The sequence below is a fragment of the Marinobacter sp. M1C genome, from assembly GCF_023314135.1.
GTDB lineage: Bacteria > Pseudomonadota > Gammaproteobacteria > Pseudomonadales > Oleiphilaceae > Marinobacter.
Window position 1 is genome coordinate 442,305 of sequence record NZ_CP092289.1, and the last position, 13,069, is coordinate 455,373.

Below are 13,069 nucleotides of genomic sequence, written 5' to 3' on the forward strand. Positions count from 1 at the left end.
TATGACGCATGACGAGATCATAACCGCCGGCGCCCAACGTCTGATCGAGGCCTACGAGCGACACACTCAGATCCCGCTGCCCGAGGATATTCCGCTGACCGAAGTGCAGGACGCCTATGGCATTCAGGAGCGGGTGTCGGCGTATTTAGGTACGCCCTCAGGCTGGAAACTCGGTGGCATTATCAAAGGCGAAGCGCCACGATTCTCGCGGTTGTTTAGTGAACACAGCCGCCACTCGCCGGCGCGCCTTGCGCGGAAAGACTATCATAGGGTGTTTCTCGAACCGGAGCTGGCCGTCGTGCTGGGGGGCGACTTACCGGCGCGGGGCGCACCCTACACATTGGAGGAGATAGCCGCCCAAGTTGCCACCCTGCACGCTGCGATCGAGGTGGTCGATAGCCGTTTTGAACGCTGGCCCGATGTGCCGCCATTATGGCAACTCGCCGATGGACTGAGTCATGGCGGCTTCGTGCTGGGCAGCGGCGTTGATGGTGGAAACTTGCGGCAGATGAAGGACGCCGCCTATCGCTTGTCGCTAGATGGCGACATCGCCTTGTCGGGCCGTGGTGAACACCCCGGCGGCGATCCCGCACTATTGTTGATGCAGATGATCAACACCCGTATTGCCGCCAGTGGTGTGGGGTTTCAGGCAGGTGAAGTGATCACTACCGGCACCTTTAATGGCGTGCTGGAAATGCAGCGCGGCCAAAGTGCTCGATTAGTGTTCGAGGCAATAGGCGAGGTGGAGTTGACTCTTGACTGAAAACGGGATGGGTTGAAACACGCTATTTTCAGGTGTGCGCCCTTGTTTTAAAGAGCTACCTAAATTATTTTAGGGCGAGTGATCAAAAACTCAAACCAATAATAGCCTCTGGTCGCGAAAAAATCAGCCAGCCAGAGATGGAGCCTTCTTATATGATCCGTTTCTATTTCCATCCGACCCCCAATCCGGCCAAGATCGCGCTCTTCCTGGAAGAAGCCGGTCTGGATTACGAGGTAATACCGACCGACACCAGTAAAGGCGAGCAACACACCCCCGAGTTCCGAGCCATCAACCCCAATGGCAAGGTGCCCGCGATTGTGGATACCGACGGCCCGGGTGGAAACGCCGTGCGGGTTTTCGATTCCACCGCCATTTTACTGTATCTCGCCGAGAAAACCGGGCGCTTTAATGGCGCGCCAGAAGATCGCGGGGAACTGCTGTCTTGGCTTTCTTTCATCGGCACGGGCCTTGGTCCCTTCTCCGGTCAGGCGGTGCACTTTCAACTCGCGGCTCCGGAAAAACTACCCTACGTTATCAACCGCTATCGTCGGGAAGCCGAACGTCACTACCAGGTACTGGAAGATCACTTGAACGGCCGGGAATACATCGTTGGCAATGACTATTCTATCGCTGACATGTCCGCCTGGGGCTGGATCAACATGGCGGAGCGTGTGTTTTCAGGCGACGATAACCCACTGGCGGCATTTCCCAATATCAAGCGTTGGTTCGAGCTTATCGAAGACAGGCCAGCGGCGAGTCGCGCACGTCTGGTCGGCACTGACCACCCGTTCAAGAAAGAGCGGGACGAAGAGACGCTGCGTGCACTCTTTCCGTCGAACTATTAATCTACCGTCCGGTCGGTAGGTTTTTATCTTGAGCTGAGACGGATACAACAGCATCTCAATGCGTCGCTTTTTCCGACGACTGACGGCTGCGATTTCCTTAACCGGCGGTCGGCTATTTTGTCCCAGAATACTTCGGCGTCGCCGGTAACTTTGTCCCACTCTTCTTTGGGCAGTGACGTGAGCTCAAGCTTCCCGCCTTCTACACGGAGTTTTGCTTCTCCCGCCCAGTACCATACGTTGCGGTAATAGTGTGACTGGTCGATTGTGGACCGGAAGAGCGCCTGCAGATGTGGCGGCACCTTGTTCCAGCTTTCAGTGTTGGCAAAGTAAAAGCCACACCATGCACCGGTTATCGAATTGGTGAGTGCGTAGTTGCAAACGTCTGCCCAGCCAACTTCATAGGCCTCTGTGAAACCGCACCAGGCCACGCCATCAAGCTCGCCGGTCTGCAGTGCTACTTCAACGTCATCCCAGGGCACAGTCACTGGAATCAATCCGTACTGTGACAGGAACTTACCCGCTGTTGGTACACCGAAAACGCGTTTGCCTTTCATGTCGACGGGCGAGGCCATGGTAGCGTCGTCAGACTGAAAAGCATCGATCGTGCCGCGTTGCATGGCTCGAAAAAGCTCCACTTTATGGGCTTCGTCCGAGCGACCTCGAAATGACCTTTGGCACAGGTGCTTTTCTGCTCGGAATTAACCACTTTGACGGTAGCAAGCTGAGCAACGCAGACCGTTGGCTGGCAGAAATCCGGAGAGCCGCCAGTTTTTGCGTTGGAGGGTGGTGTGTATTCGGCAGCCTCCAAAGGGCTGATTTTCGTGCCTGCTCTTTCTGGTCTCGCCTGTCCACATTGGGATAGAAGCGCGAGAGGGAGCTGGATGGGACTGTCGCTGCACACAACGGCGACCGATATGGTGCAGGCCGTTCTGGAGGGTGTTGCTTTTCGCACTGCGGAAGTGTTTCTGGCCCTTGAGCGTAACCAACCCGTCACCGGAAGAATTTCACTGGATGGCCGGATGACCGAGAATGCTTTTTTCGTGCAGTTTTTATCGAATGTGCTGCAGCAGAATAGATTCAGGCTATGTGGCTCGTCAGCGAGTTATCACCTCGGGCGAGTCTTGCGCTTCGCTTCAGGAGTTATTCACTGCGGCTCGCACTGCTACTGCAGCCTTCGCAGGGTCGGCCCGGAAACCCACCTCGACCATTTCGAAATGACCTACTCTTGCCTCCGGGATCGGTTCATGGGAAAGTCGAAAGGGTCATGGAATTGCTCACCGGTTTGTCGGATAAGCGTGCCCAGGGGCAAGGTCTTGAGATCGGCAACCGTCTGGAAAATCTGTTAAAGAAGGTGGCATTCTGATGCGCAACCACCAATCAGTAGCACTCCTTCCTATTTACAACGGAGGCTGATATGGCAAGTTTTTCCCATACTGTCGGTGCCATCACCTACCGCTTCGACGACCTGAAAGACGTTATGGCCAAGGCCAGTCCAGCTCGCTCCGGGGACTTTCTGGCGGGTGTCGCGGCGTTAAACGATGGCGAACGAGTTGCGGCACAAATGGCCCTGGCAGACATTGAGCTGAAGCGCTTTTTGCACGAAGCATTAATTCCCTATGAAACCGATGAAGTCACCCGACTGATCATCGATACTCACGACAAAGCCGCGTTTTCCGCTGTTAGCCACATGACAGTGGGTGGCTTTCGCGACTGGCTACTGAGCGACGCCGCTGATGAGCAAAGTCTGCGCGCTCTGGCACCGGGCCTGACGCCGGAGATGGCCGCCGCCGTATCGAAGATCATGCGCGTGCAAGACCTGATCCTGGTAGCACAGAAAATCCGCGTAGTGACCCGGTTTCGCAGCACTGTTGGCCTGCGTGGTCGGCTCTCGACACGCTTGCAGCCCAACCACCCCACCGATGATCCGGCAGGAATTGCGGCGAGCATTCTTGACGGTCTGCTTTATGGTAATGGCGATGCGATGATAGGGGTCAATCCGGCCACTGACAGCACCTCTTCAATTTGCGCCATGCTGGAGATGCTCAATGCGGTGATTCAGCGCTTCGAAATTCCGACCCAGGCCTGCGTGCTGGCTCACGTTACCACCTCCATCGAAGTGATCAACCGTGGTGTGCCATTGGATCTTGTGTTTCAGTCGATTGCTGGCACCGAGGCGGCAAACGCAAGCTTTGGCGTGAGCCTGAACATTTTGCAGGAAGGTTACGAGGCGGGGCTGTCATTAAACCGCGGCACGCTTGGGCAAAACCTCATGTACTTCGAAACAGGCCAGGGCAGTGCATTATCAGCCAACGCCCACCACGGTCTGGACCAGCAGACCTGCGAAGCCCGAGCCTATGCTGTTGCCAGACACTTCAACCCGTTTTTAGTCAACACCGTGGTCGGCTTCATCGGCCCAGAATACCTTTACAACGGTAAGCAGATCATCCGTGCAGGCCTTGAAGACCACTTCTGCGGTAAATTGCTGGGCGTACCTATGGGTTGTGATATTTGCTACACCAACCACGCCGAGGCCGATCAGGATGACATGGACACCCTGCTGACTCTGTTAGGCGTAGCAGGAATCAACTTCATCATGGGCATTCCCGGCTCTGATGACATCATGCTCAACTACCAGACCACTTCCTTCCACGACGCCCTTTACGCCCGCCAGACCCTGGGGCTGAAGCCGACACCGGAATTCGAAACATGGCTGGCGAAAATGGGTATTTTTACCCAAGCTGATGGCAAAGTGCACTTTGGCAACAGCCTGCCACCGGCTTTCCGCCAGGCTCTAGCGCAATTGAAATGAGTGAGCACGTCATGGACAAACCGACCACTGATAACCAGAACAGGAACCAGAGTCCCTGGCGGCAACTGCGCAACCTCACGTCGGCACGGATTGCCTTGGGTCGCGCCGGCACCAGCATGCCCACAGCCGCGCAACTGGAGTTCCAGTACGCCCATGCTCAGGCCCGTGATGCTGTGCACCTGCCCTTCGATCACGTTGGGCTTAGCGCTCAACTTGCCGAGCATGGGCGTAACAGTCTGTTGCTACACAGCGCCGCCAGTGACCGCCACAGCTACCTACAGCGTCCAGACCTGGGGCGCCGTTTAGATGATGAATCTGCTCAGTTACTGAATCAGCATCGTACGGACAACCCAGCGGGTTACGACCTGGCTATTGTGGTGGCAGATGGCCTCTCCGCCCTGGCAGTGCATCGCAATGCCATGCCGATGCTGAAGCATATTGAAGAACAGGCCCTGGCTGAGGGCTGGAGCTTATCGCCCGTCGTACTTGTCAGCCAGGGCCGGGTAGCCGTGGCCGACGAAGTGGCTGAACGGCTCGGCGCGCGTATGGTGGTTATCCTGATTGGTGAGCGACCTGGCCTGAGCTCACCAGACAGCCTGGGTTTGTACTTCACCTACGCACCCAAGGTCGGCCTGACCGACGCTTACCGCAACTGCATCTCTAATATCCGCTTGGAAGGTTTGAGCTACCCGATGGCCTGCCATCGTCTGTTTTATTTGATGCGCGAGGCCTGTCGCCGTCAGCTGTCGGGGGTTAATCTAAAGGACGACGCTGAAGAACCACTATTGGCAGGTGCCGGCAAGAGCGGGAACTTTTTACTCGGTTGAGTGTTAGTGAACGTCTGATTATTGACCAGGCAAAATCATTGCAAGTTCTGAAAGGCACTTTTCACGTGGGCAGCCAAAGCGTTATTGAGGGGATTGGAGCCTCTGCGCACGAGTGCCAGCTGATAACGGCCTATCTCTGGCAGGTCGTCGCTGACAATCTGTTTGAGCGGTAACCGCACAAGGCTCAGGGGGAAAGGCGCAACGGCAAGGTCTGCAATCATCGCAGCTTCCTGGCCGGAGCAGTGCTCGCAGGTGTAGGCGATCCGGTATGGCGTGCCAGCGTTTTCCAGGGCGAGTAATGTCATCTGGCGCCATGCGCATCCCTCGTGAGCCACCGCAATCGGCAGGGGCCTGTCCAGATGCGCAGACGAACCCTCTTTGCCTGCCCAAACCAGTGGTTCTTCATGCACAACCTCGCCACGAATGCCCCTGACGCGTTCTGACACAGTCACCAGCACCATATCGAGTTCTCCCGCATCCAGCTTTGTCAGATTTTGCTTGCTTGAACCGACAACAACATCCACCAACACAGCCGGATAGGAACGCGCAAACTGGGCGAGTACCTCGGGTAGAATTCGAGTACCCACATCATCTGAGGTACCAAAACCCACCTTGCCCTCCAGCGCGGGTGCGATGAAATGCTCTACCGCTTCCTGGTTGAGTCGCAATAGCCGACGGCTGTATGCCAGTAACACCTCACCGTCATTGGTTAACCGCACCTGACGCGGCTCGCGAATAAACAGACGTTTGCCCAGGATTTTTTCAAGTTGCTTGATTTGCATGCTCAACGCCGACGGCGTTCGGTGGACGACTTTTGCCGCAGCGGTAAACGTGCCACATTCTGCAATCGCGACAAACGTTCTGAGCACCTCATTATCGAGCAGCGGCATCGTCACCTGATTACATCTCCTAAAAAAAGCATTGGCATTTGACTTAAGTATATCTGAAGGCAGAGTTAAATTCTTTTCGTTTGATTGAATGCAGAGAAGCCGCCATCATGCTGGCATAAACCAATGAGGTAGGCACGTTTGCAGACCTCAACCATTCATTTGGGTTAAAAACTCATACAAGGAGGAACAGCGATGCTAGGCTCCCATAAGAATGATCAGACAATCAGAATGCACGCCGCTACCTTGGTGGGTAGCTATTCCCGGCGCCAACAGTTTCGGCGCATGGCGCTGACGCTGTTGGCCGAGAAAGACAACACGCTGGCGGACCTGGGTTATAAGCGCTGGGAAATAAACGTGGCACTCAAGCTGCCGCTTCGGACCGATGCCATGGCTTTTCTGGAGCAGCACCGGCGAGCCTCAGGACTCGAAAACGACAACGAGAGCCTACGCTTTATGAAGGCTGGCAAACGTCCTAGCGGAGTTTATCAGTATGCTTGAAGCAGGCTCAATCTAAAGCGTGACTCGCTGAGCAAGCCCATGCGCTTCGGCAAGACTCGCGGCTGCTGAGGCAACCGCCAGGTCTTGAAGTCCGACACCGGTGCCATCGAATAAAGTGATTTCCTGCTCTGATTTCCGGCCCGGATGGGAACCGTTGATAACCTCTCCTATGGGCGTGATTTGCTCGACGAACAAGATCGCTGCCGCCACAGCATGCTGGGCTTCACCGATACTGATCGACTGGGCAATTTCGTCGGTGAAGACCGTTGCTTGCGCCAAAAGCCGTTGATCGACTTCTTGCTTTCCCTTGGTATCCGTACCCATGCAAGCGAGGTGTGTGCCGGGTTTTATCCAGTCGGCTTGCAGCAGAGCTTCGGAGGCTGACGTGATGGTAATAATAACATCCGACTGAGACCCCAGTGCCTGCGGGGAAACGGCCTCGAAGGGTAGGCCGTGTTCCCTGCACACGTCCGCCAGCCGAGCCAAGTGCTCAGGGTGGACATTCCAAGCCACTACTTTCTCGAAGTCGCGCTGCTCCAGCGCGGCGCGTAGCTGAAAGGTCGACTGAAAGCCTGCACCGATCATGCCCAGCACTTTGGCATTCTTTCGGGCTAGATGGGCAATCGACACAGCGGACGACGCGGCGGTGCGAACGGCGGTCAGATAATTGCCACCGACCAGGGCCTTGAGTTGTCCGGTATCCGGGTCGAACAGCGCCACGGTTGATTGATGATTGGTTAGCCCCTGAGCGGCGTTGCCGGGCCAGTAGCCGCCCGCTTTTACACCTAGGACCAATCCTTCGCGGTCAAAACCGGATTTGAAGCCGTAGAGGGCGCCGGCATGTCCGATCGCCTCCCGCACTACGGGGAAATTGTAGGCGCTCCCTTTGGCCATAGATGAGAATACCGACTCAACTGCCTGAAAGGCTTCACGACGGCCAATCACTTTCTGGCAGGCGTCTTCGCTTACGATCAGAATCTGATGCGGTTGAGTTAATGCTTTGGGCGAGGTTTCCATCGTTAGTCTCCTTTGTCATTTTAGCCAGCCCTCCGAATCGCGTCCGGAGGGCTGGCGCAGGCTGAATCAGAACATCTTGCCGCGGGCGCTGACGGGCCAGAGCGTTTCGACCTTGCCGTTGCGAACGCCGACGTACCAATCGTGGACGTTGCAAGTCGGGTCGCAGTGCCCCGGTACCAGTTTGAGTTTTTCGTTTATCTTGAGTACACCTTGGGGGTCACTGATGACGCCGTGCTCGTCTGAGCACTTGACGTATTCAACGTCGTCGCGGCCAAAGATAAACGGTAAGCCACTGTCCACAGATTGAGCTTTGAGACCCGCATCGCAGATAGCTTTATCGGCCTTGGTGTGGCTCATAACGCTGGTCAGAATGAAAAGTGCGTTCTGCCATTCGCCTTGATCGATGCGCTTGCCGTCTTTGTCCAGAATACGGCCATAATCGGCGTCCATGAAGGCGTAGGAGCCACATTGCAGTTCGTTGTAAACGTCCGAGTTGCTCTCGAAATAGTAAGAGCCGGTGCCACCGCCAGAGACAAGTTCCGGCTTCAGGCCTACCGCCGTCAAACCATCCACTGCGTCTTGCACCATGGCAATGGCTGCATCCAGTTTTGCCTGGCGCTCGTTGTAAGACTCCATGTGCTGCATGGCGCCCTGATACGCCTGGATTCCGGTGAACGTTAGGTTGGGCGCCGAGTCGATGGCCTGAGCAATGGTGACCACATCTTCAGTGGAGTTCACCCCGCACCGGCCCGCACCGCAGTCAATTTCGACGAAGCAGTGCAGTTCGGTACCATGCTTTTGGCACGCCATTGATAAATCCGAAACGTTAGCAACGTCGTCGACGCAGATAATAATGCGTCCGCCATATTTTGGCAGTTGGGCAAGGCGATCAATTTTCAGTGGGTCACATACCTGGTTGGACACCAGTATGTCCTTGAAACCCGCGCGGGCGAACACTTCGGCTTCAGAGGGTTTCTGGCAGCAGACCCCAATGGCGCCCCCCAGGTCTTCCTGTAGTCGTGCCACATCAACGGACTTGTGCATCTTGCCGTGTAATCGGTGGCGCATGCCGTGTGCTTTGGCGTAATCGCCCATTTTCTTGATGTTGTGCTCGAGTGCGTCCAGATCGAGGATCAGGCACGGGGTCTGAATCTCGCTTTCGTCCATGCCAATGGCGGCGGGGATGTTGTAACCAACTTCCAGTTCTTCAGGGCGTATAAATGTTGTCATGGTATGCCTCCTAATCGATGTTTTTTTTAGGTCCAGGGAAGTGTGTCCAGATCCACATTGCCGCCGGTGATGATCACGCCCACCCGTTTGCCCCGGAAGATCTCAGGGTTTTTCAGGATGGTCGCCAGGGGTACTGCGCAACTGGGCTCGATAACAATCTTCATTCGTTTCCAGGTCAGCTTCATGGCGTCGATGATTTCCTCCTCGGTCGCCGTGAAAATGTCTGAGACGAAATGGCTTACGAAATGCCAGGTCAGTTCCTTCAACGGCACTTTCAAACCGTCTGCTACGGTATTGGGTGCATCATCGGCAATGATGTAACCGGCCTTGAGAGAGCGGGCGGCGTCGTCGGCATTGAGTGGCTCAGCCGCGTAAATAGCAACCTCCGGTGCCAGGTTCGACAGAGTCAGGCACGTACCGGAAATCATCCCGCCGCCACCGATCGGCGCAATTACCGCGTCCAGATCCGGCACCTGACTCAGCAGTTCCAGTGAGCAGGTTGCCTGCCCTGCGATGACCCTGGGGTCGTTATAAGGGTGGACAAAATCAGCACCAGACGCGGCCACCACCTTGGCAAAGACCGCTTCGCGGGAGCTGGTGGAGGGCTCGCACTCGATGATTTTGCCGCCGTAGCCGCGTACCGCGTCTTTTTTGGCTTGGGGTGCGGTATGAGGCATGACGACCGTGACCGGGATACCTCGCCGGCCAGCCGCATAAGACAGTGACAGGGCATGATTGCCGGAAGAGTGGGTGGCGACGCCAAGGGCCGCTTTGTCTTCACTCAACCCAAAGACGGCGTTGCAGGCGCCGCGCACTTTGAAAGCACCAGCCTTTTGAAAGTTCTCACACTTAAAAAAAAGTTCGGCCCCGGTCAGCTCGTTCAGATAACGGGACGTCAGGACGGGCGTTTTGTGGATGTAGGGTTTGATCCGTTCGTGGGCCGACAAAACATCGTCAAACGTCGGTATCCGGTTCCTGTGATCACTCATGGTTCACCTCGTCAGTCTGCGTCTGCCGGTTACGCGATGGTGGCGCGAAAATGGTTTTGGGCGGCGCGGACGCCCGTGCCCAGTTCAATGGGGTAGTCAAGATCGGCCATGGCCATTTCAATGGTTGCCAACCCTGACAGCACCATGCTGCCTGTCAGCGAACCCAAGTGGCCGATACGGAAGGCTTTGCCGTGCATTTCGCCAAGGCCAATGCCGAAGGACACGCCGTATTTTGCATACGTGTGGTCGGTCAGCTCGTTGCTGTCGAATCCTTCGGGCACATAAATGGCGGTAACGGTATTGGAATACAGGTCAGGAGACTGCGCACACAGGGCCATGCCCCAAGCACGTGCCGCCTGCCGCACACCTTCGGCGAGCCGGAAGTGACGGGCGTAGACATTGTCTAACCCTTCTTCAAACAGCATTTTCAGGCTTTCTTTCAGGCCGTAGATCAGCTGCAAGGGCGGAGTGTAGGGGAAGCCGCCTTGGGCGTTGGCCGTCATCATGGCGCGAAAATCGAAGAACGCACATGGAAGCGTGGCGGTTTCCATTGCGGCCAGTGCTTTTTGGCTGACCGCGAGTATGGCCATGCCGGTTATCAGCATGAAGCCTTTTTGAGAGCCCGACACGGCGATATCAACACCCCAGCTGTCCATCTCGAACGGCATAGAAGCCAGGGAGCTGACGCAATCAACCAATAGCAGGGCAGGGTGAGAGCAGCTGTCCATGGCTTGACGAACAGCATCGATATCGCTTTTTACGCCGGTTGCAGTCTCGTTGTGGACAACCAGAACCGCTTTGATCTTGTGTTGAGTGTCGGCGCTTAAAGCCCGCTCAAACTCATTCGCCGGAGCGCCGCTGCCCCAAGGGCAATCTATAATTTGAACGTCTAGCCCGTGACGCTGACACATGTCAATCCAGCGACGGGAGAACATTCCGTAGCGGGCGATTAATACCTTATCTCCGGGTGACAGGGTGTTGCAGATGGCCGCTTCCCAGCCACCGGTCCCGCTGGCGGGGAATAGGATGACTTCGCCAGACTGGGTGTTGAAGATCTTTTTGCAATCCTGCAGCAGCGGGCGGAGTGTTTCCACGAAGCCCGGCGAGCGGTGGTCACTGCTCTGCACGTTCATCGCGAATCGCAACCGGTCAGGGATATTCGTGGGGCCCGGAATAAAGATTGGGTTTTGGTCAGACATAAGGAGTTCTCTCTCCGTGATTGCGATTACCAGAAGCCCCGTCGCCGGACTGCCTCTTCCGCTTCATGTCTTCACTCTAGATTCCTAAGTTTAATTTGCGCAATATGAAATTGTTCCACAATGTGGAAAATAAATAATATACACCGCCTTAGATTCCAAGTATTTGGTCTATAATAGAAAAATAGTGAGAATTGGCATTATTATAATTTCCACATTGTGGGATCTTAAATTCGCATAGTAGAATATTTAGCAATTATGCCTCTAATCTCACCTTACCGTTACATTCGGAGCTCCTGATGACTGACGCCAAAACTGAATCCCGAATTCAGGTCATTGACCGGGCCTCGCTGCTAATGGATGCGATTGGGCGCTATTCAAAGCCGGTCAAACTGAAAACGCTGGGCGCCGAGACTGGGCTTGCGCCTTCCACGGCCTATCGAATTCTTCAATCATTGATCAGCAATCGTTTTGTTGAGCGAGATTCCACCGGGGGTTACCGTCTGGGCCAGAAATTGCTGCAGTTGAGCAATTGTCTGCATTCGGATATTGACCTGCGAGGGGTCTCGCTGCCTTACATGCGGGAATTGTGTGACCGACTGGGTGAAACCATCAATCTCACGATTAGGGAAGGTGATGTAGTGATTTATTTTGAAAAGGTGACGCCGAATCGCATGATGCATGTAAACCAGATCGTAGGTAGCCGTGCACCTTTGCATGTCACCGCTGTGGGCAAACTTATGCTGGGCCTTGCGGGAGAGGATGAGATTGAGAGTTACGCCCGGCGAACCAATCTGCCTGCCTATACACGCAATACGCTGTCCTCATTGAACACGCTAGCGGACGCCTGTATGACCGACATTCGTCAGGGCTATTCACTGGATAACGAAGAAGCTGAGATTGGCGTGGGTTGTATTGGCGTCCTGCTTTTCGAAAAGTCCGGAAATGTGAGCGCGGGGCTGTCCATTTCCGCGCCGATCGAGCGGAGAAAAAATGAATGGATCGGTGAATTGAAGAAAGCCGGTGAGGAGATTTCCCGGCATCTAGGGTATCGGCCCGGTTAACGCCCTGGTGTGCCAGCGACGGTTCAGAGGCGAGGTGGCTGGGAGAGTTGCTCTGGATTAGTCGGTTATCATCCCCGTCAGATTGGCGGCCTCCAGCTTATGACCTAAGTGACTCCGGAGAATGTTGCCAAGACGTTCCCCATCGCGATTCTGAAGAGCCTCAATCATGTGTTCATGGTCGTTCACTGCTTTATGCCAGTAAGCGTCGGTCATCTGCGCGGAGTAGCGGATTCGTTTAATACGCTGACTAAGGTTGTTATACATTTCCAGAAGCACATCATTCTTTGACGCCAGCATGATGCATTCATGTATTTGCTGGTTGGCGCGGAAATATTCCTTGAGTTCACCACGATGAAAATGCTCGACCATTTTATTGTGAAGCGTCTGAATATGAGCAACTTCAGCATCACTGATGTATTGGCAGGCCGTTTCACCGGACAACCCTTCCAGGGCGCCCATGATGTTGTAGGTGTGCTCGACGTCCTTAGCGGTTAAGCGGGTTACCCGGGCACCGCGATTCGGCAGCATTTCAATCAGACCTTCGGATTTCAGAACTTTCAACGCTTCGCGGAGGGGCGTTCTGGAGATGCCGAACTTTTCGCAGAGCCCTTTTTCGGAAATTTTCTCTCCAGGCGCCAGTGTACCGAGTTCGATCAACTCCCTTATTCTATCTGCAGCTTCTTGATAAAGAACTCTATGTTGTATCTTTTCCATATGACCTTTTCTTAAGACAAGTAGTGAGTTGCCGGCAATTTTCGTGCGGTAGTTGTATCTCAGGATGGAATTCTGTAACTAAACTGTGCGCTGCATTCAAAATTCAAAATAAGGTACAGCGCGGCGATTTGCAAGGCACAGAGGCCTTAAATGCCCTTTTGCGGTGATGGTACTCCATTCGTTCTGTATGTTCTGGGAACGTGAGTGTTGCGCCATCTCCCGCGACC

Annotated in this window: 13 protein-coding genes and 1 pseudogene; 7 read left to right on the forward strand and 7 right to left on the reverse strand. The window is 54.9% G+C overall.

Translation table 11 applies throughout. The annotated features are described in order from the left end of the window. Nucleotide 1: 1 nt before the first annotated feature. Entirely contained in the window at nucleotides 2-763 is a 762-nt protein-coding gene (locus MIH19_RS02035) for a fumarylacetoacetate hydrolase family protein (RefSeq protein WP_249007335.1), read from the forward strand. Nucleotides 764-915: 152 nt separating this feature from the next. Continuing rightward, on the forward strand, nucleotides 916-1,608 hold the full coding sequence (locus tag MIH19_RS02040) for a glutathione S-transferase N-terminal domain-containing protein (RefSeq protein WP_249007336.1): 693 nt from the start codon (nucleotides 916-918) through the stop codon (nucleotides 1,606-1,608). Between the two features lie 23 nt (nucleotides 1,609-1,631). Here the strand turns inward: MIH19_RS02040 and MIH19_RS02045 are convergent. Then, nucleotides 1,632-2,240 (reverse strand): annotated as a pseudogene (locus MIH19_RS02045) (hypothetical protein); the annotation flags it as partial. Nucleotides 2,241-2,429: 189 nt separating this feature from the next. On the opposite strand from MIH19_RS02045, the gene MIH19_RS02050 reads away from it, so the two are divergent. The 3 genes from MIH19_RS02050 (at nucleotide 2,430) to eutC (ending at nucleotide 5,244) form a co-directional block, all read left to right on the forward strand. Continuing rightward, a complete protein-coding gene (locus tag MIH19_RS02050; RefSeq protein WP_249008925.1) occupies nucleotides 2,430-2,954 on the forward strand; it encodes an FGGY-family carbohydrate kinase in 525 nt (174 codons plus the stop codon). A 68-nt stretch (nucleotides 2,955-3,022) separates the two neighbouring features. Then, nucleotides 3,023-4,417: an ethanolamine ammonia-lyase subunit EutB gene (locus MIH19_RS02055; RefSeq protein WP_249007337.1), complete on the forward strand. Its 1,395-nt coding sequence runs from the start codon at nucleotides 3,023-3,025 to the stop codon at nucleotides 4,415-4,417. 11 nt (nucleotides 4,418-4,428) lie between these two features. After that, nucleotides 4,429-5,244 (forward strand): ethanolamine ammonia-lyase subunit EutC, encoded by an 816-nt coding sequence (eutC, locus tag MIH19_RS02060; protein ID WP_249008926.1) that lies wholly within the window; start codon nucleotides 4,429-4,431, stop codon nucleotides 5,242-5,244. A gap of 35 nt (nucleotides 5,245-5,279) precedes the next feature. On the opposite strand, the gene MIH19_RS02065 is transcribed toward eutC, so the two are convergent. Next, nucleotides 5,280-6,134 (reverse strand): LysR family transcriptional regulator, encoded by an 855-nt coding sequence (locus MIH19_RS02065; RefSeq protein WP_249008927.1) that lies wholly within the window; start codon nucleotides 6,132-6,134, stop codon nucleotides 5,280-5,282. A 192-nt stretch (nucleotides 6,135-6,326) separates the two neighbouring features. Here MIH19_RS02065 and MIH19_RS02070 point away from each other — a divergent pair, with 192 nt between their 5' ends. After that, entirely contained in the window at nucleotides 6,327-6,632 is a 306-nt protein-coding gene (locus MIH19_RS02070) for a hypothetical protein (protein WP_249007338.1), read from the forward strand. A gap of 12 nt (nucleotides 6,633-6,644) precedes the next feature. On the opposite strand, the gene bhcD is transcribed toward MIH19_RS02070, so the two are convergent. The 4 genes from bhcD to bhcA all read right to left on the reverse strand — a co-directional run bounded on the left by bhcD (nucleotide 6,645) and on the right by bhcA (nucleotide 11,067). Next, the gene (bhcD, locus tag MIH19_RS02075) at nucleotides 6,645-7,649 is read right to left on the reverse strand and encodes an iminosuccinate reductase BhcD (protein ID WP_249007339.1); all 1,005 of its coding nucleotides are present in this window, start codon (nucleotides 7,647-7,649) and stop codon (nucleotides 6,645-6,647) included. A 66-nt stretch (nucleotides 7,650-7,715) separates the two neighbouring features. Beyond that, nucleotides 7,716-8,879: a 3-hydroxy-D-aspartate aldolase BhcC gene (gene bhcC / locus MIH19_RS02080; protein WP_249007340.1), complete on the reverse strand. Its 1,164-nt coding sequence runs from the start codon at nucleotides 8,877-8,879 to the stop codon at nucleotides 7,716-7,718. Nucleotides 8,880-8,905: 26 nt separating this feature from the next. Then, complete coding sequence (gene bhcB / locus MIH19_RS02085) at nucleotides 8,906-9,868, reverse strand: beta-hydroxyaspartate dehydratase BhcB (RefSeq protein ID WP_249007341.1); 963 nt, start codon at nucleotides 9,866-9,868, stop codon at nucleotides 8,906-8,908. A 29-nt stretch (nucleotides 9,869-9,897) separates the two neighbouring features. After that, the gene (gene bhcA / locus MIH19_RS02090) at nucleotides 9,898-11,067 is read right to left on the reverse strand and encodes an L-aspartate--glyoxylate aminotransferase BhcA (protein ID WP_249007342.1); all 1,170 of its coding nucleotides are present in this window, start codon (nucleotides 11,065-11,067) and stop codon (nucleotides 9,898-9,900) included. A 296-nt stretch (nucleotides 11,068-11,363) separates the two neighbouring features. Between bhcA and MIH19_RS02095 the strand changes: the two genes are divergently transcribed. Next, complete coding sequence (locus MIH19_RS02095; protein ID WP_249007343.1) at nucleotides 11,364-12,128, forward strand: IclR family transcriptional regulator; 765 nt, start codon at nucleotides 11,364-11,366, stop codon at nucleotides 12,126-12,128. Between the two features lie 57 nt (nucleotides 12,129-12,185). On the opposite strand, the gene MIH19_RS02100 is transcribed toward MIH19_RS02095, so the two are convergent. Next, on the reverse strand, nucleotides 12,186-12,842 hold the full coding sequence (locus tag MIH19_RS02100) for a GntR family transcriptional regulator (protein WP_249007344.1): 657 nt from the start codon (nucleotides 12,840-12,842) through the stop codon (nucleotides 12,186-12,188). Between the last annotated feature and the right edge of the window lie 227 nt (nucleotides 12,843-13,069).